This is a genomic window from Corynebacterium sp. CCM 9203, from assembly GCF_041357675.1.
GTDB lineage: Bacteria > Actinomycetota > Actinomycetes > Mycobacteriales > Mycobacteriaceae > Corynebacterium.
Window position 1 is genome coordinate 733,041 of record NZ_JAUERY010000001.1, and the last position, 18,628, is coordinate 751,668.

The 18,628-nt window shown below is 60.5% G+C and carries 16 protein-coding genes and 1 tRNA gene; 5 read left to right on the plus strand and 12 right to left on the minus strand.

Annotation, left to right across the window (positions count from 1 at the left end):
* Window positions 1–51 precede the first annotated feature (51 nt).
* The 5 genes from QWU44_RS03190 to secA2 form a co-directional block, all read right to left on the minus strand.
* Window positions 52–603, minus strand: coding sequence for a MerR family transcriptional regulator (locus QWU44_RS03190; RefSeq protein WP_370914239.1), 552 nt, complete (start codon window positions 601–603; stop codon window positions 52–54).
* Window positions 604–713: 110 nt separating this feature from the next.
* Window positions 714–1,496: a bifunctional nuclease family protein gene (locus tag QWU44_RS03195; protein WP_370914240.1), complete on the minus strand. Its 783-nt coding sequence runs from the start codon at window positions 1,494–1,496 to the stop codon at window positions 714–716.
* Window positions 1,497–1,553: 57 nt separating this feature from the next.
* Window positions 1,554–2,297 carry a MerR family transcriptional regulator gene (locus QWU44_RS03200; protein ID WP_370914241.1) on the minus strand — a complete coding sequence of 248 codons (744 nt, stop codon included), beginning with the start codon at window positions 2,295–2,297 and terminating at the stop codon, window positions 1,554–1,556.
* 108 nt (window positions 2,298–2,405) lie between these two features.
* Complete coding sequence (gene odhI, locus QWU44_RS03205) at window positions 2,406–2,852, minus strand: oxoglutarate dehydrogenase inhibitor Odhl (RefSeq protein ID WP_370914242.1); 447 nt, start codon at window positions 2,850–2,852, stop codon at window positions 2,406–2,408.
* Window positions 2,853–2,996: 144 nt separating this feature from the next.
* A complete protein-coding gene (gene secA2, locus QWU44_RS03210; RefSeq protein ID WP_370914243.1) occupies window positions 2,997–5,291 on the minus strand; it encodes an accessory Sec system translocase SecA2 in 2,295 nt (764 codons plus the stop codon).
* Window positions 5,292–5,517: 226 nt separating this feature from the next.
* Between secA2 and QWU44_RS03215 the strand changes: the two genes are divergently transcribed.
* The 4 genes from QWU44_RS03215 to QWU44_RS03230 all read left to right on the plus strand — a co-directional run bounded on the left by QWU44_RS03215 (window position 5,518) and on the right by QWU44_RS03230 (window position 7,728).
* Window positions 5,518–6,708 (plus strand): alpha/beta fold hydrolase, encoded by a 1,191-nt coding sequence (locus QWU44_RS03215; RefSeq protein ID WP_370914244.1) that lies wholly within the window; start codon window positions 5,518–5,520, stop codon window positions 6,706–6,708.
* A 1-nt stretch (window position 6,709) separates the two neighbouring features.
* Window positions 6,710–7,105, plus strand: a complete 396-nt coding sequence (locus QWU44_RS03220) for a YchJ family protein (protein WP_370914245.1) — start codon at window positions 6,710–6,712, stop codon at window positions 7,103–7,105.
* Between the two features lie 119 nt (window positions 7,106–7,224).
* Window positions 7,225–7,301: transfer RNA gene (locus QWU44_RS03225), tRNA-Pro, on the plus strand.
* A 217-nt stretch (window positions 7,302–7,518) separates the two neighbouring features.
* The gene (locus QWU44_RS03230; protein WP_370914246.1) at window positions 7,519–7,728 is read left to right on the plus strand and encodes a hypothetical protein; all 210 of its coding nucleotides are present in this window, start codon (window positions 7,519–7,521) and stop codon (window positions 7,726–7,728) included.
* A gap of 266 nt (window positions 7,729–7,994) precedes the next feature.
* Here the strand turns inward: QWU44_RS03230 and der are convergent, their stop codons facing one another.
* The 7 genes from der to QWU44_RS03265 form a co-directional block, all read right to left on the minus strand.
* Window positions 7,995–9,629 carry a ribosome biogenesis GTPase Der gene (der, locus tag QWU44_RS03235; RefSeq protein WP_370914247.1) on the minus strand — a complete coding sequence of 545 codons (1,635 nt, stop codon included), beginning with the start codon at window positions 9,627–9,629 and terminating at the stop codon, window positions 7,995–7,997.
* Window positions 9,626–10,318: a (d)CMP kinase gene (cmk, locus tag QWU44_RS03240; RefSeq protein WP_370914310.1), complete on the minus strand. Its 693-nt coding sequence runs from the start codon at window positions 10,316–10,318 to the stop codon at window positions 9,626–9,628. The genes der and cmk overlap by 4 nt, the downstream gene beginning before the upstream one ends.
* Window positions 10,319–10,335: 17 nt before the next feature.
* Window positions 10,336–11,214: a pseudouridine synthase gene (locus tag QWU44_RS03245; protein ID WP_370914248.1), complete on the minus strand. Its 879-nt coding sequence runs from the start codon at window positions 11,212–11,214 to the stop codon at window positions 10,336–10,338.
* A gap of 71 nt (window positions 11,215–11,285) precedes the next feature.
* Window positions 11,286–11,960: a dethiobiotin synthase gene (gene bioD, locus QWU44_RS03250; RefSeq protein ID WP_370914249.1), complete on the minus strand. Its 675-nt coding sequence runs from the start codon at window positions 11,958–11,960 to the stop codon at window positions 11,286–11,288.
* Window positions 11,957–13,237: an adenosylmethionine--8-amino-7-oxononanoate transaminase gene (locus tag QWU44_RS03255; protein ID WP_370914250.1), complete on the minus strand. Its 1,281-nt coding sequence runs from the start codon at window positions 13,235–13,237 to the stop codon at window positions 11,957–11,959. Before QWU44_RS03255 ends, bioD begins: the two co-directional genes overlap by 4 nt.
* A gap of 112 nt (window positions 13,238–13,349) precedes the next feature.
* Window positions 13,350–15,188, minus strand: a complete 1,839-nt coding sequence (locus tag QWU44_RS03260; RefSeq protein ID WP_370914251.1) for an ABC transporter ATP-binding protein — start codon at window positions 15,186–15,188, stop codon at window positions 13,350–13,352.
* Entirely contained in the window at window positions 15,185–16,786 is a 1,602-nt protein-coding gene (locus QWU44_RS03265) for an ABC transporter transmembrane domain-containing protein (RefSeq protein ID WP_370914252.1), read from the minus strand. The genes QWU44_RS03260 and QWU44_RS03265 overlap by 4 nt, the downstream gene beginning before the upstream one ends.
* A 318-nt stretch (window positions 16,787–17,104) precedes the next feature.
* On the opposite strand from QWU44_RS03265, the gene QWU44_RS03270 reads away from it, so the two are divergent.
* Window positions 17,105–18,622: a peptide MFS transporter gene (locus QWU44_RS03270; protein WP_370914253.1), complete on the plus strand. Its 1,518-nt coding sequence runs from the start codon at window positions 17,105–17,107 to the stop codon at window positions 18,620–18,622.
* Window positions 18,623–18,628: the final 6 nt, after the last annotated feature.

An 18,628-nucleotide genomic window follows, 5' to 3' on the forward strand; every position in this document is an offset into this window, starting at 1 on the left:
GGTGGTTTAGAGTCCGGGTCCGCCGCAAAACGCATGCGGGTGGGAACAGCTTTAAGAGGCGTTACGACGACGGCGACGCGCAGCTAGCTCATCTTCAGCCACGATCATCGCAGTATCGGAATCCTGATTGACACGCTCGTGGGGGAAAGCGGAGATACTTCCGGTGAGTTCTTTCATGATCCCGGGGACAGCGATGCCAAACACACCCTGCCCACCACCGAGAAGGTCAATGACCTCTTCTGCCGAACGGCACTCGTATACCGTGGTTCCGTCGGATACCAGAGTAATCGTCGCGAGATCCTCGACACCAAGATCACGCAATTTCTCCACAGCCTGACGAATATTCTGGAGTGAGATACCCGTATCAAGCAACCCCTTGACGATCTTCAGTACGAGGATGTCTTTGAAGGAGTAGAGCCGCTGCGATCCGGATCCCCGAGCAGAGCGAATCGAGGGAACGACCAGATCCGTCCGAGCCCAGTAGTCGAGCTGACGGTACGTGATGTTCGCTACCTGACAGGCCGTAGGAACCCGGTATCCGACTTCCTTATCGGGCCCCAAATCAAACAGTGTCTCCTGAACGGGGCGGGTGGTATTACTCATGAATCTCTCCTGTGTGATCTAGCTTCCTGCAGCTCATTCTTCGGTAAGACTAGTTCAGCGTCAAGGAGCACTGCGGCGACACGCCGGTAACTTAAACCTCAACTTTAGATTTAAGTATTGGGGTCATCATTGCCACCATCCCCATCACGGCCATCACCAGTAACATCACTGTCATTCACCGTGTTTTCGACCCCGCCCTGTTCCCGATCAAGCACACTCGATGAGCTTCCAGTTTCACCCCCGGTTCCGCCCCCGGACGAACCCGAATCCGTATCGTCTGCCGACGATACCGCCCCCAGGAGATCAGCTTCGAACACCCCGAGGGATTCCATGAGCTGTTCGAAATCCGCATCCGCTGCGGCGTCTCCGGACGCAGAAACAACCTCCGCAGTAGGAAGATCGCCGCTCGCCGAAGAGAAGTCCATAGATCCGTCAAACAGCGATTCCGGCGATGCATCGCCGAGATACACGGATTGGGAGACGAGGACGGAGCGGTTGACGAGAATGGGGTAACCGGCAGTCAACGCCAGCAAGACACCGTCCGAAGCTCTTGCATCGACCATCGCGTACTCCGCATCCGGATGATCAAGCCCCGTGTGAATTTCAGCGTTGAAGACTCCCTGCCAACAGCTACTGATCTGGATGTGGGGTTGTCCTCCACCAAAACCGGTCAACAACGACTCAATGATCTCGTGAGCACCAGGACGTCGTTGAGAGGTTCCCTCCGCCAGAGCTTTCAGTGTCACGGCCTGCGCTGTATCTATCCAAATGGGAAGTACCCGTCCGGTACCAGGCCAGTCGAGAACCATGCAGGTAAAGCTCTCCGGCCCGGCGACATAAACGCCACGGTACGTGACCTCGACCGGCTCATCCTCGTTCATCGAATACCTCATGACCTTTCTACGGACGGCGATATGGCTTCTACCTGGAAGTCGGACAACACCAGTCTCTCAGCCAAGTTCGTCGCGCAGGGCGTTCTTCACCAGTGACGCATGGAGGGAGACGACGAGAGCGGTCATTTGCTGGGAAAGCTCCTCAGCTCGCTGACGAGCACCCTCACCTTTCGATTTTGCCACTGGTGCGGCGACCTGGCCGATGAGACCAGCCTGACGGTTCGCTGTGGTTCGTAGGCTCTTCAGATGGCGGACATCAAAACCAAATTCGCCGAGTGCACTAGCTGTGTGCACGATTCGGACATCATCTGCGGTAAAGAAACCGGATTCATCCGTCCGGATCAGACCAGCACCCGCCAATTCGGTGACGAAATGCTCCTCAACACTGGCCTGGGACGCAACGTCAGTTGCGGTCAGCCGGGTGAGAACTGGTGCACGAAAGTTCTCCGGGCTGATCAGAGGAGCTGCTTCAGATGTGGTGAGGATCGCGGTGACGGCACCCGAGTCCATGGCCTCCAACTGCTCACGGATAACCTTGAGCGGTAAATAATTATCCCGCTGCGTAACCAGAATGTAGCGCAGCCGTTCCACATCACTCTCCGTGAAACGGCGGTACCCGGACGCCGTCCGCTGAGGGGTGATCAGGCCCTCGGACTCCAGAAACCGGATCTTGGACACCGTCACATCAGGAAATTCGGTGCGCAGATGATCCAGAACCACCCCAATGGACATGGTTTTGGTGGGCTTCGAGGAACGGGTACCCGGGGCGTTGTCGCCTGCGGTCTTTCTTAGGGCAGTCACGTGCGTGGTCACTCGGATTCGTCGGATCGGGTTATCGGGAAATCTGGGAATGCCTCCCGCAGAATTTCCACGGGAGACGGCATCCTCGGTGGTGTGTCCGTGTGCGGGCTACTTCGTCGGCCCGGCAAGGAAAACCAGACGGAATTTTCCGATCTGGACTTCATCACCACTGGAGAGAACTTCAGAGTTCTTCGGCTCACGGTTGACGTATGTTCCGTTCAAACTGCCGACATCGACGACCTCGAAACGTTGATCGGCGGCTCGAAACTCAGCGTGGCGACGGGAAACTGTCACGTCATCGAGAAAAATATCGCTTTCGGGATGACGACCGACTGTCGTGGTCGGCTGATCAAGCAAAAAACGGGAACCGGCATTCGGTCCTCTCTTGACCACCAGAAGCGCAGCACCTGCAGGCAGGTTCTCCGTCCCGGTTATCCCGGTGGTGTTCGCGGGAGATCCGGCAGCCGCGCCGGATTCCATCTCTTTGAGCAGGTCAGCGCGGAATACCGAGGTGGTTTCGGCCTGTGCCTCGGGAAAGCCGGTGTTGTCGCTCATGTAAAACCTCCGGATCGACGTTAAATCACAAAAAACTAGCGTTGACTCTCATCATAGCGGGTACCGGGCATCTCCGGTGGCTCAGCCCTGCACCCCCTGGCCTGCACCCCCTCTGGCGTGCGGTTATCACGCGACCCGACCCACTCACCGGAACATCGAGGTGATGGATCCCATAACCGAGTTACCTGCACCCGACAGAGGATTGTCGTTGACCATGTAGGTCCATGTCGCTGAAGGACGCATCAGTCCCTGATCCTTCAGATGCGCGCCGTCCATATCGATCCGGATGCTCCGGAAGGTGTCCACGGCATCAGCCATCGCACGTTGCGCCAGTTCCTTGAATTCACTCACCGCAATCCGGTGAAATTCGTCGATGGGTGTCTCCCGTGCTATCGCCCTGAGGTGAATTGACTCTCTGATGTCATCAAGTAACGCCAGATGTTCCGACCACGCGCTATCGAGATGGTAAAGCATGATCTCCCGAGCAGCCGTCACCAGCACCTCCGAGGGCAGTTTCTTCACGAGCTCCGCAGCGCGGTCAGGCGCCCGCTGTGACAGGGAGTCCCAAGCTGCCGCAGTATCCAGGATCTCAGCACGTCGGCCGTCGATGATCTCTCGTTGGTCCGCGATCAGTTTGTTGTATTTCCAGGTCTGGGAGTGGATCTCGAGCAACTGGCCCTCGGTGACGCGCTGACAGTGCTCGACGAAGTCCCGGATACGCTTCGAATCGATCTCCCCGTTCGCATCAGGTGTTGCAGTGACTTCCTCCCCCGCACCACCGGTGGTAACGACATCATCTTCGAGAGAAACAAAGAATAAACTGAATCCGGGATCCCCCTGCCGTCCGCCGCGACCACGCAACTGGTTATCGAGGCGAGACGTACGGTGGCGGGAGGTACCGATGACGGCTAGGCCCCCAAGCTCGGCGACACACTCACGATCTGCTTCGTCGGCGCCACCGAGTCGGATATCGGTCCCACGACCAGCCATCTGTGTGGAAACGGTCACTCTACCGAGATCGCCGGCCTCGGCGATGATACGTGCCTCCTCCGCGTCATTCTTCGCGTTGAGTACCGAAACCTCGATGTCGTGTTCCCGCAATCTAGCAGCGAGTTCCTCGGATTCTGCGACGTCCTGGGTACCGACGAGAACCGGTTGACCCGTCTCGTGAATACCACGAATCTCCTCCACGATGGCGTCGTTCTTCTCCGTGAGCGTCGCGAATATCCGATCAGCCTGGTCGAATCGTCTCAGTTCTCGGTTCCGTTCGATCACCGATACCCGCAGATCATAGAACTGACGAAGTTGATCGGTGGCCTCCACGGCGGTTCCGGTCATCCCACAGACCGTCGGGTAACGCCCCATCAACGCCTGAAGTGTGATCGTGTCCAGAATCCGACCTCCCTCAGTGACGACGAGGCCTTCCTTCGCCTCCACTGCGGCCTGTAGGCCGTCCGGCCAGCGTTGGAGATCCGCGACCCGGCCGCGAGAAGCGTCGATCAGGGCGACCTTTCCGTCACGGACGATGTAGTGCACGTCCCGTATTAGTAGTTCCCGCGCATGTAGAGCGAGATTGACCTGCACGAGCGTGGTTCCCACATGCTCATCGTCGTAGAGCGAGCTGATTCCGAGGGCGTGCTCCACCTTAGCCGCGCCTTCATCGGTGAGGAACACATTGCGTCGTTCGTCATCAGGGCTGTAATCGGTACCCGGGTCCAGTGTCCGGACGACTTCGGTGATCCGGCCGCGTGGTGCGCGACCGGGCTCACTGCCTGCCAGGACGAGCGGAACGAGCGCCTCGTCGACCAACACAGAGTCAGCCTCGTCGACAATTGCCACATCAGCCCCCCGCTGTACGGCCTGAGAGCGATCCGTGATCATCTGGTCCCTTAGCACATCGAACCCGATCTCATTGACCGGACCATAGACAATATCCCGAGCGTAAATCTCGCGTCGTTCCTCCGTATCCAGTTTCTCCGAGATCGCACCGGCGGTCAGCCCAAAGAACTCGACCAGCGGAGACATCCAGTCCGCATCTCGCTTCGCCAAATAATCGTTCACGGTGATGCAGTGCACACTCTTTCCGGTCAATGCGAAACCTGTCGCAGCCATTGCACCGACGAGAGTCTTCCCCTCTCCCGTCGCCATGTGGACGACATCTCCTTCCAGCAACCGAAGCGTCGCCTGGGATTGCACTGCGAACGGAGTCATTCCCAGAGTTCTCCCGGCGGCCACACCGAGCACCGCGAGAAGAGCGGCAGGATCCTTGATGGCACCACCATCTGTCAAATCACGCGCTCTGTCAGCGAGTGCGGCATCATCGAGGATCTCGAGCTCCTCATTGATCGCCCGCGCCTTGTCGACGATCGCACGGCTCCGTTTCTGGTTACGGCTCTGTTGGCCGCCCATAGCCTTCCAGAACCAGTTGAATCCTGCCACGTGGGACATCCTTTGACTCGTCGATGGGGACAGCGGTCACTCTTCAGGGACTGCTCACTGTCGTACTAGTAGCTACCACGACCTTAACCAACACACGCCCCACACGAGATCCGACCACTACTTAGCGGAGCATCGTCCTCTGGAATAGAGTGGCCCTGACACTGGGCGACGGCTGAATCAGGCCACGGAAATCCCAGCTACACACAGCAACCGAAAGCGAGCACCCGTGCATTCCGTCAGCGTGAAGCTGCCCGGCAGTTCCGGACAGATGATGGCCGGAACTCTCGACCTTCCCGATACCCCGCCGACAGCGTGGGCGATGTTCTCCCACTGCTTCACGGGTTCACGATTTACTCCGGCCGCATCCAGGGTGTGCAAGACCCTGGCGGAACAGGGTATCGCGTGTCTCCGTTTCGATTTTCCCGGTCTCGGGCAGTCTGAGGGGAGTTTCGCAGAGACATCATTCTCCTCGAATGTCGCAGATCTCGTCGCAGCCTACCGTTGGCTGGATGAGAACCACTCTGCACCACAACTACTCATCGGACATTCACTCGGCGGTGCGGCAGCATTGAAGGCAGGTGCACAGATGCCTAAACTGCGCGCTGTCGCAACCATCGGAGCACCATTTGATCCGGCACACTCCGTCCTCCACTTTGCGGACCGGATCAGCGAGGTCGATGCTGCCGGAGCAGTCACTCTGACCCTCGGCGGCCGCGAGTTGACCATCTCCCGTGGTTATCTCGAGGACCTCGCAGAGATCAATCCCGAGGAATATCTAGGCCGCCTGCGTCGCCCACTTCTTCTCCTCCACGCACCGACGGATCAGACTGTGGGAATCGACAACGCCCAGAAGATCTTCCAGTTGTCCCGTTACCCGAAGTCACTGATCGCACTCGACAAAGCCGACCACCTCTGCACCCGACCGGGTGTCGCGCAACGGGCCGCGAACCTGATCCGGACCTGGGCCGATCCCTATCTCAGTGGTGAATCCGGAGATGGGGATACCGATGTCATGCCGGAGGGAGTGGCCGAAGCACGGTCCATCCCTGCAGGGAAGTTCACCGACCTGGTTCGTATCGAGCACGAGACGATCACCACTGACAGGGAACGTTCCCTGGGTGGGCGGAACCTCGGGCTCTCGCCCACCGCACTGCTCATCGCCTCACTTGCGTCCGCGACATCCCAGTGCGTCCGGATCGCAGCCAAGGAAGCTCGGATCCATGGTCTGGATGATGTGAAGGTGACGGTGTCCCGAGTTGTCGGCTCCGATGACGAGTCCACGGTTCTACGTCGCCGGATCGAACTTATCGGCGACCTTGACGACGAACAGCGCAACGAACTTCTCTCAGCGGCACGGACGAGCGTGATCGAACGGATCATCACCGCATCGTCTGAACTGATCGACGGAGACAACTGAGGTGCTGCACTCTGTTCTCGACGCTACTGACAGGTGCCCATGTGGCAGCGGGGATACATACGGAAACTGCTGCGCGCCGCTTCTCACCGGTCACCGGAAGGCTCCGACTGCGGAAGCTCTGATGCGTTCTCGATACTCAGCATTCTGTATCGGAGATGTTCCGTATCTGCTGTCGTCCTGGCATCCGGATACCCGCCCGGATGGCCTGGTCATGGATGACAGCACGAACTTTCTCCGTCTCGTCATCCATGACACGGCCGGTGGTGGACCATTCGATCAAACGGGGTACGTGCACTTCACGGCGTATTACCGGAGCATTGACGGCAGATCGGGCTCATTGGAGGAGAAGTCCATCTTCGTCCGTGTCAGTGGACGGTGGTTCTACGTTGGCGACTGATGGTGACTTCGGGCTCATCATCTAGCCCGATTTTTCCTATCGTGGCCTGCGGATTGGCGCTATCCCCGGATATTGTTGTAATCTATGGCAGTTGCTCCGGTAGATATCGGAAACAACAGCGGACTGTGGCGCAGCTTGGTAGCGCACTTGACTGGGGGTCAAGGGGTCGCAGGTTCAAATCCTGTCAGTCCGACCAAATGAAGGGCCGATGTTTTCAGACATCGGCCCTTCATTTTTACTTCCTCTTCATGTGGCCAGTGTAGCGGTGTTCCATACCCCACACCGTCCGACAATTTTCCCACCCCAGCCACCGGTAAAATGACCCGGATCCACTACCCCGAAGCCCCATCGATCCATCACCACATACGACCGAGTCCACCGGACGGGAATTCCCGTCCGGTGGACTCGGTCGTATGGATCAAGCGCAGGACCTAGACCGCAACGCACTCGTCCCAGTGATCCTCGTGCTTGTAGTGACGGTGACCGTCATGAATGTAGTCGATGTGATCCTCGTGACGGACGGCCTCATGGCCGCAGTTCTCGCCGTGCTCGTGATCGTGACCCTCGTGGAAGGTGTGGCTCATGACAGGTGCTCCTTAGATGTGATCGGGTTGAAGACGTGACCGAGGAAATCAAGGTTTCCTTTATTGAAAACCTTATGATCAACCAGCCGCTCTAAAAATGATCGTAGTTGAAAACAGCCCAAACATGCAACCCCATGACCAGTATTTTCACGAAAATTTATTGAAAATAGTTTTTTAGGGAATAAAATCTTCAAAGATCTCTTGTTGAAAATGTCCTGTCATCAACAGCTACAACGCCCCGGTCGTGCAAGGATCGGGGTCCTCACCATGACCGGGGCGTTGTACAGCCACCGCCGAACGATGTGTTACTTACGTTTACGCTTCTCTCTCACACGTACCGCGATACGAACCGGTGACCCCTCAAAACCACCGAAGGACTCCCGGAACTTGCGTTCCAGGTAGCGTCGATATCCGGCTTCAAGGAATCCGGTGGTGAACAGCACGATCACCGGCGGTCGGGTCGACGCCTGGGTCGCGAAGAGGACACGCGGGAGACGTCCACCGCGCATGGGTGGTGGATTCTGTGCGATGACGGCCCGCAACCAGGTGTTGAGCTGCCCCGTAGACACGCGAGTGTCCCAGGACTTCAGGGCTTCGAGCATCGCAGGTTCAAGGCGTTGGAGGGCACGCCCCGTCTTGGCCGAGATGTTCACCCGCCGCGCCCACGGGATGTGGGCGAGCTGCAGATCGATCTCACGTTCCAGGAGCGGACGCCGGTCCTCGTCCATCAGATCCCACTTGTTGTAGGCCACGACGAGTGCTTTACCGGCATCCATGATCATGGCCAGTACGCGCTGATCCTGTTCAGAGATGGCTTCCGAGGCGTCGATGAGGAAGATGCAGACTTCGGCTGCCTCGATGGCGCTCTTGGTGCGCAACGACGCATAGAACTCGTGTCCCTGCGCATTCTTGACTTTACGGCGCAGGCCAGCGGTATCGACGAACTTCCACAGTTTCTGATCCAGCTGGACAAGGGAATCGACAGGATCAACGGTGGTTCCGGCGACATTGTCGACGACGCTGCGCTCTTCACCCGCGATCTTGTTCAGCAGAGAAGACTTACCCACGTTGGGCTTTCCGACGAGCGCAACCCGCCGCGGCCCCTCGAGAATCGATTTCCGGCGGGGTTCCTCGGGGAAGGAAGCAACAACCTTATCGAGGACGTCAGCGCCTCCCCGACCATGCTGCGCAGACACCGGATAAGGATCCCCTAGTCCCAGCGACCAGAATTCCGCAACATCTCCGTACTGTGAATCAGAGTCAAACTTGTTGGCCACCAGAATGACCGGAACCTCGGCGCGTTGGAGCTTACGGGCCATGACTTCATCGGTCTCGGTGACACCAACCTTGGTATCGACGACGAGGACAATGACATCAGCGGTGGCCATGGCCACATCAGCTTGGCGGGCTATGGCGCCGTGGATACCCTTGGCATCGGGATCCCAGCCACCGGTGTCCTGAACCCAGAAGCGACGCCCGTTCCAGTCCCCCAGGTAACTGATCCTGTCCCGTGTCACACCGGGAAAGTCTTCGACAACCGCTTCACGGCGTCCGATGAACCGGTTCACGAGTGTCGATTTCCCCACATTCGGCCGTCCGACGATCGCGACCGTGCAGAGGGATTCTTCGACGTGCTCGGGACGTTCGACACCGAACGCCTCCTCCATGCGTTCCCAGTCCTCATCACCGAAGTCCTCGCCGAAATCGGCGTCAGCAAAGTCCGTGTCATCGAACTCGGGGTCGATGATGTCCCCGGCATCGTCGATGTTGCGCTCACCGAACTCTGCCGGATCGAAGTCCTTGGCGGCGTGACCTCCGTGCGGAGCCGCCACATCCTCATCGGCGAAAACGCCGACCGCATCCATCTCACCACCCTGGGTGTGATAGACGAACATCGTCTCCTGCTCGTCGTCGGGGGAAGAATGCTGTGTGTCGCTCATGAGCGCGTCCTTTCTGCACTATCCGAGGTGAGCTGGACGAGCCGGTCGATGACCTGCTCCAGCGTCATGTCGGAGGTGTCTATAACCACGGAGTCCGTGGCCGGGCTGAGCGGGGATGCCGCTCTGGTGGAATCGAGTTCATCACGGCGGATGACATCCGAGAGAACCGTGTCATAGTCAACGTCCCGACCAGCGGCCGTGTCCTGGTCGAAACGTCGCTGTGCGCGCACCTCCGGAGAAGCAGTAAGAAAAACCTTCACCGGAGCGTCAACGAGCACCACGGTTCCGATATCGCGGCCCTCCACGATGCACCGATGCGCACGCCGTGCAAGGCTGCGCTGCAGTTCGACAAGGTTGAGGCGCACCTCGGGGATGGCGGACACGGCCGAAACGCTACGGGTGACCTCCGTCTCGCGGATGACCCCGGACACGTCCTCCCCAGCTAGCAGGACCGCAGTGGACATCGGATCGTCGCTAACCTCGAGGGGGAGGTCGGCGGTCGCCCGGATGACCGCATCCGTATCAGCGGGATCGATGCCTTGCCTGAGCACGTGCAGTGTCGCCACCCGGTACATCGCACCGGTGTCGAGGTAACGGGCCCCCAAGCGGGAGGCAAGTGCACGGCACACCGTGGACTTGCCGGTCCCGCTGGGACCGTCGACGGCGACGATTAGCCCACCGTCAGGCATGTTCGATAGGTCGGCCGTCACATTCCCACCGCCTTGTACAGGCTACCGAGCTCCGCACTGTTGAGGGCACGGATCGCGCCCGGGGTCTGCTCACCCAGGGACACGGTGTGGATCTTGGTGCGCACGAGCCGCTCCACCGGATAACCGGCGGTCTTAAACATGCGGCGGACGATGTGCTTTCGCCCCTCGTGAATGTCGATGCGGACGATGGACTTTCCCTGGTGGACATCGACGATCTGGACGTAGTCCGCACGTGCGACACCGTCATCCAGCTCAATGCCTTCCTTGAGCTCCTTGACGAGTTTGCGGTCAGCTTCACCGACGAGAGTGGCCAGGTACGTCTTAGACACCTCGTACTTGGGGTGCATGAGGCGGTTGGCCAGTTCACCGTCGTTGGTGAGCAGCAGCAGCCCCTCGGTCGCGGCATCGAGGCGCCCGACGTGGAACAGGCGCTGACCGGCGTCGAGCTTCTCGCCGACGATGTCTCCGACGCAGGGGCGTCCCATGTCATCGCTCATCGTGGACTGCACTCCGCGCGGCTTATTCAGCACGAAGTAGACCATGTCCTCGTTGACACGGATTCTCGCACCATCGACACGGACGATGGCGGTGTTGGGATTGATGCGCATGCCCTGGGTGGTGACGATACGGCCATCGACCTCGACGCGACCTGCGTCGATGAGTTTCTCGGCCATCCGGCGGGAGGCCACGCCCGCCTGGGCGAGAACCTTCTGGAGTCGGACACCCTCTCCTGCGGCATCACCGACAGTGGCTGCGCGGTGATCATGGTCGGACTGGACATGCTGGTGGCGGGCTGGCTTGGCTTTGGAGACGTAGATGTCAGCGGCGCGCTTCTTCTTTTCCGGTGTGCCGTCTCGGCGAGCGGGTTGGTTCACGGTGATCGTGTCCTTTTCTATGTGGTTGTGTAACGCGCCAACTCTAGCCTGGTCAACGCCCGGACGCCATTTCACCTCGAAAAAGGTTCCGCATCGAGGTGCTCCGTCGCGCGCGCGAACTTCACCGGGTCAAGTTTTCCGGCACCCTGCGGAATACACCCGAGCAGCGGGACACCAGTGACCTCGGGCAGCTCACGGAGGTTCAGACGGGTCGCCAGGTCCGGGTTCGGGGGCAGACACCCACCGATGAGGCCAATGACACCTAGACCTCGACGCCGTGCAGCCTCCACCGTGAGCTCAGCCGAGTTCAGGGACCCTAGCCCGAGAGAGGTGACGACGGTGACTGGGGCGGCGAGATCCGCGGCGAGATCCGCAATGGTCCAGTCGTCGGCGATCCGGACCAGCAGCCCACCGGCACCCTCGACGAGCACAGTACGGCCCCGGGCATCGAGGTCCCGGACCCTGGCCGATGTCTCCTCGAGATCGAGCTGCCCAAGCCCGGCGCGCCGGGCCGACAGATTCGGTGCGAGTGGTTCGGGATAGCGGGCGAATTCGACGGTCGTCACGGTCTCCCCGACCAGTCGGCGCACCGTCGTCAGGTCCCCCTGTCCCTCGGGTTCCCCGGTCTGGGCGGGCTTGACCACGGTGACGGCACGGCCGGTGGTGTGTAGTCGCACGGCGAGCGCGGCCGTGGCGATGGTCTTTCCGACGTCCGTGTTCGTGCCGGTGATGATGTGCACGGTCATTCTGCCCCCATTGCTCCCGCAGCAGCGGTGACGGCAGTACAGATCTCCGCGACGTCCTCCGTCGTGGCGGTGAAAGGTGGCATGGTGTAGATCAACCGTCCGAACGGTCTGAGCCAGACGCCCGCAGCAACAGCGGCCTCTGTCGCTGCGCGCATGTCGACCGGGTGGACCATCTCCACAACGCCGATCGCGCCGAGCACCCGGACATCTGCAACGCCCGGGAGATCCCGGAGTGGCTCAAGCCCACGGACAAGCTCTCGTTCAATTCGGGGCACCGTCTCCCGCCAGTATCCCTCCTCGACCAGGTCAAGGGCGGCGGCTGCCACCGCACAAGCCAACGGGTTCGCCATGAAGGTCGGTCCGTGCATGAGCGCACCACCCCCCTCCGGCTTCTGGATCATCGAAGCAACCTCATCTGTTGCTAGAACGGCGGCCAGTGACATGAAACCTCCGGTCAGGGCTTTCCCCAGGCACAGGATGTCAGCGTGCACCCCGGCAGCCCGGGTAGCCAGCAGGTCACCGGTGCGGCCGAAGCCGGTTGCGATCTCATCGGCGATGAACAGGATCCCGTGCCGGTCGCACAGTTCCCGGACACCGGTGACGAGTTCATGGTCGTGGAACCGCATCCCACCGGCCCCCTGTACAACGGGTTCGATGATCATGGCCGCGACCGATTCATCGATCAGTTCCTCGACCTGCCGAAGATAATCGTGACGCTGTGCCACCGAAGTTCCCCGGACAGGTGGGGCAGGGGCGAAGATCTGCTCGGTCAGGGTTCCGGCCCACAGTGAATGCATGCCGCCGTCGGGATCGCACACGCTCATCGGCCCGAAGGTGTCACCGTGATAGCCGGACCGCCAGGTAATCAGTCGGTTGCGCTCCGGGTGTCCTTTTCCCCGCTGGTACTGTAGCGCCATCTTGATCGCGACCTCGACGGATACGGAACCCGAGTCGCAGAAGAACACCCTGTTCAACGGCTCTCCCGCGATCCGAAGCAGCCGTTCGGCGAGATCGACCGCCGGACGGTGAGTGAGACCACCGAACATGATGTGGCTCATCGTGTCGATCTGCCGGTGGGCGGCGGCAACCAGCGACGGGTGCCCGTGCCCGTGGCAGGCAGCCCACCAGGAGCTCATCCCGTCGATCAGCGTCCGCCCGTCCTCCAGGGTGAGGCGCACACCCGTGGTCGACGCCACGGGCAGCGGATCCATTACCGCCGGGGTCGGACTGTACGGGTGCCAGATGTGTTGCTGGTCAAAGGTGACGGTGTCGGTCATCGCTTCCTCGCGTCAGAGTTGAACATTGTTCACTGGTCACCTGAAACTCTATCGCTAGGTAATGTCTGACACGGACGCGGCCACCGACCGCTGATATGTGTCCGGGCAGTCGTCATCGCCCCCGGGACCAGACCTCCCAGAGTTGGGCGTAGGCACCGCCCTCAGCCACGAGTTTCCGATGGGGCCCCTGCTCCACGATCCGTCCGGCATCCATCAACCAGATCTCGTCCGCTCGGACCGCCTGGTCAAGCCGGTGAGCAATGATCACGGCGGTTCTCCCCCGGACGACTTTCCACGCGGCTTCTTCGAGTGCCGCAGCACCACGGGCACCGGCCTCCGCGGTTGCCTCATCAAGAACGACAACCGGCGGGTCGACGAGGAGTACCCGAGCGAGTGCCACCTGTTGAGCTTCGACGGGCCCCAGGACCTCACCGCGTTCTCCAACCACGGTATCCAGGCCATCCGGCAATGCTGAGACCCAGTCCTCCGCGCCGACACTCCGGAGCGCGTCGAGGAGGACTCCGTCATCGGCCCCCGGCGCGGCGAGGTGCAGGTCATCTCTGAGTGTCCCAGCGAAGACATGAGCTTCCTGGGTGACCAGGCACACTGCACGGGCCCGCTGGCCGGGAGAAAGAGTTCGGGTATCGGTGTCACCGATGAGGATTCGGCCGGATGTGGCCGGCCTGCGGCCTGAGATCAGAGCACCGAGGGTGGTTTTCCCGGCACCAGAGGCTCCCACCAGTGCTGTCACGGTACCTGCCGGAACCGCGGATGTAATGTCGTCGAGGACGAGGTTTCCGCCCGGATAGCTGAAACTCAGGTGTTCAATTCTCAGATCTGGTGGAGGCCCGTCGGGGATCCCCGGTCCACCGTCTGTGTCGGGTGCACGGCTGTCAGGTTCCACTATGACACCGACGACCCTGCGCAACGATGCTGCCGCAGACGCGAGTGGATCGGCGAGCACGACGAGCATTCCGATGGGCTGGAACAGTCGAAGGAAGTACAGGGTAGCGGTGGTCACGACCCCGACACTCACATGTCCACCGTCAACCAGGAACCAACCCGTCACCAGCACTCCGGTCATTCCAAGGTATTCAGCCAGATTGACGCCGCCGAACAGGCGGTTGATGAGGATCCGTATCCAGATACCCAGTTCCACCGCATGCCAGGAGTGTTCCCCGATCTGCTCTCGGCGGACCGGTTGGAGGGTGAAGGCACGCACGGTCCTGAGCCCGCGGAGGCTGGCGAGAATCCCGGTCGCTCGTTCAGCCATCTCCATACGCTGGCAGAGGTAGGTCTCCGGGGCTTTCCTCCGGTACCGGTGCACAATGACGACGTAGATAGGGATGAGCACCGCCGCTACCCCTAGAAACCGTACATCCAGGAACGCCATTCCGATGACGGTGACCACAACCGCGAAGCCTCCAATGGCCAGCGACGCGAGTGACTGATTCACTGCCCGCGTCATCTCCGCCACGTCATCGGTTGTTCGAGAGACGAGATCCCCGACACCGATTTCCTCTATCCGTTCAGCGGGCATACCGATTCCAGCGGAGACAACCTGTTCACGGAGGGATGCGATGATCCTCTCCACGGTGCCTGCCATGAGTATGTAACCAAACCCCGTTATCAGTGCCATGGCACCGACCGCAGATGCCATCGCAGCCGCAGCCCACCAGACCGCTGTGGTTCCGGTATGGCCCAGCAAAGGCCTCCCATCACGTACGAGATCGACGAGTTCCCCCATCAACCGGGGCGAGACGAGTCCGATTGCGGAGCCGAGAATCAGAAGGATGAGCGCTGAGGTGAATCGTCCGAGGTGTGGACGGAGTTCCGTGGTCACCACACGCCAAACCTGAGATCCGGTGGCGATGTGCAGTGCATGGCTGGCACCGGAAGTATCGGGGCAACGGCTCCGGGTGCGGCCGGTGCCATCTGGTTGACGGGTCACGAGGTCAGCTCATTCTTTCCGGCTGTTGCGTCGTACACCTGTTCTGCGGCGGCACGCCATGTCGGTGAACCGGTGAACACCACCGTGGTTCTACCGGAACGTAGTCTGCTGACACGGGCGACGATACGTGCTTCCGTCACCGAGTCGACCGCGGTCGTCGGATGATCGAGAATGAGGATCTCGGCATCAGCGACCAGAGCACGGGCAAGTGCCAGACGTTGGCGTTGTCCACCGGAAAGTTGTTCACCGGCATCCCCGGTCACGGTGTCGAGTCCACGGGGCGAAGTGATGATGTCGTCCAGTCCCGCGGCGAGTGCCGCCGTATCGACGCTTATCGACGATCCGGGTGTTCGTGTTCCTGCGTACCCAAGTCCCTCCTCGATCGTGCTCATAACGGTTCCCCCGAAAATTTGCGCCCGATGCGGTGACACGAGTACCCGCGATCGGACCGTGTCAACATCGAGCTCGGCGACGTCGACGCCGCCGAGCCGGATCAGCCCGGGCGCTGCAGGAACAGTCATCGACAAAAGATCGGTCAGTCGGGCAACATCCGCGGACGGCAGGTCGATCACGGTCAGGGAGCCAGGCCGGAAAAGCACCCTGTCTGCACCCGCCGTGACATCGAGCACCACCCCAGGGCCGGGTACCCGGGAATCACATCGAACACCGTCAAATACCCGTGGCGCCTGAAGAACGCCCAGTACCCGGTCGGCACTGCCCTTTCCAGTGGCCCAGAGGACTGCTCCGAAATCCCCGATGAAGTTGAGCGGCTCGGTGACAAGTTGCGCCAGTCCGATCACCGTGATCATCTGACCGAGAGTGATCGTTCCGGTGACCGCGAGGAGCGCACCGGCGACGGCGATTGCCGCGATGAGCAGGCCCCCGGTGATCCTCATGGAGCCGGTCAGCACTGCATTGGAGTTCACTGACCGTAGGGTCGCCGCCAGTGCTTTCCGGGAGAGGCTCCGGTAACGACGCTCCGCTGCTCCATCCGCCCCTAGCCCCTTGATCACCCGTACCCCTTGCATCATATCCGCTGCTGTTCCAGCGGCCTCCGCGGCAGCCTGTTGCTGGGTACGGAATCGGCTGGCCAGAGGACCTCCGACCTTCTCTGCCGTGAAAAGGACAGCGAGTGCCCCAAGGATGGTTGCAATACCGAGTGGCCAGTAGATGCTCAGCAGAATAGCGGCACCGAAGATGAGTCCGACCATCTGCCCGACAGGGTAGAGGAGCGCCTGCGTACTCATGGCAACCTGCCGGGCGTCGGTGGAGGCGATGGCGAGCAGCTCACCCGGAAGTCTGCGTCGGCCCCCAAGCCCACGTGGGTCGAGCATGCGGTCAGTCAGTCGCATGCGGAGTCCGTGTTCGACGTAGTTCATGGAGATCCAACCAAGACGTGACGCGTACCTGTAGGCGGTTGACAGAACAAGGAAGTCAACTCCCAGGAGAATCAGGAGGATCACGAAGTGACGTCCATCTCCCGCCGCGATTCCGTGGTCTATGGCGAGTCCGACAATGACCGGAACCCCTATCTCACCTACCTGGTGCATCGCCGACAGAACCAGGGCCGGCACCATGAGGCGTGGATGTGCGGTCATCGAACGCCACAATAGTTGGCGAGGGGTCGTGTTCACGTCAACGCGGGGAGCACCGGGAGATTCCGCACGATCCCGTTCCGTGGGATATCGGCCACTGGCATCCACCTGCGTCATGTGTCCTCTTCCGGCGAAATGTTGTGTGGGTCGCTTAAGGGTAAGCATGTTTCATGCTTCCGTCACATCATCTCCGACCCGAAATACCTTTCACCGCCCGACACTACGGTCAGATGCCGCTCCCCGCTACATCCCACGACGGGGGTACCCGCCCTCATTGAGACGGTTTGCCCGGAGAAAAAGAAAAACCCGATAATCCTAATCATGACAACTTTTGAACGCTGTTCAATAGCGTCTCCGGTCGATACTCCGAAGCCCAATCAGGGCCGAACGCTTCTCTCTGTCGCCGGCGTGGAAATGTGGGAACGCTTCTCGTTCTACGGCATGCAGGCAATCATGCTGTACTACCTCTACCATTCCGCAGCGGACGGCGGCCTCGGTATCGATCGAGCCGACGCAACCGCTCTGATGGGCGCGTACGGATCCCTGGTCTATCTCTGCACCCTCGGCGGCGGATGGGTAGCCGACCGACTCACGGGGGCGGAGAAAACGCTCCTCGGAGGTGCGGTCATCCTCGTGGTGGGACACCTCGTCCTAGCCGTGGTTCCCGGCATCCCCGGAGTCACCACCGGACTGCTTGCGGTGGCGATCGGTTCGGGTGCTCTCAAAGCTTCGGCGATCACGGTCCTGGGAACAGCCTTTTCCGAGAATGAGGGCAGACGCGACGCGGGATTCCAGATCTTCTACCTGGGAATCAACGTTGGGGCTCTTCTAGGCCCCCTGTTCACCGGCTGGCTCCACAATACCCGTGGGTTCCACTACGGATTCGGCGCCGCCGCCGCACTCATGCTGGTGGGCCTGACAAACTATCTCATCACACGACCACAAAATATCGCGGTACAGCCCACTGATCCCCTGCCCAGGGAATCCCGTGCCCGAACCATCGCGGTAGCCTTGGCCGGTATCGCCACGGTCGTCGCGATGGTGTACCTCGGGTGGTTGAATGTGGGATCAGCGGCCAACGTGTTCCTAGCCCTCACTCTCGGGGCTGCGGCACTACTGTTCGTCCGTATGCTTCGGGACAACTCCCTGAATGACATCGAACGGAACAAGGTCACGGCATTCATACCGATATTCCTCGCGTCCACCGCATTCTGGGCTGTTCTGAACCAGACCTACGGTGTGTTCGCGGTTTACTCGGACATCCGACTCGACCGAACGATCGATCTGTTCGGAGCATCCCGTGAAATACCTGCGTCCTGGACGCAATCACTCAACCCGGCGTTCATCCTGATCCTATCCGGCCCCGCGGCACTCCTGTGGGCTGCGTTGGGGAACCGGATCGGTTCAGCGACGAAGATGGCCATCGGAGTCATTATCTCAGGGTGCGGACTATTGGTTCTTCTTCCCTTCACCGGTGGCGGCCCCGCCAGCACCCCCTTCCTCGCACTCACCGCCGCAGTTCTCATCATCACCTGCGGCGAACTTCTCGTCGGTCCGGTTGGGATGTCAACCACAACCGGGCTCGCTCCGGCGAGCTACAGAACACGATTCTCGGCGCTCTACTTCCTGACCATGGCGGCCGGAACCGCTGCAGCGGGTGTCATCTCCAGGCTCTACAACCCGGATGACGCGACAACCGAGCGCATCTATTTCACCGGATGTGGTCTGACGGTCATCGTGATCGGCACCATGGTTCTGTTACTTGGACGGCGGATCAACCACCTCGTGCAGGCAGGATCAGCGGACACACCTGCGCCGGAACGCTCCATAAGGGAATGATCCGTC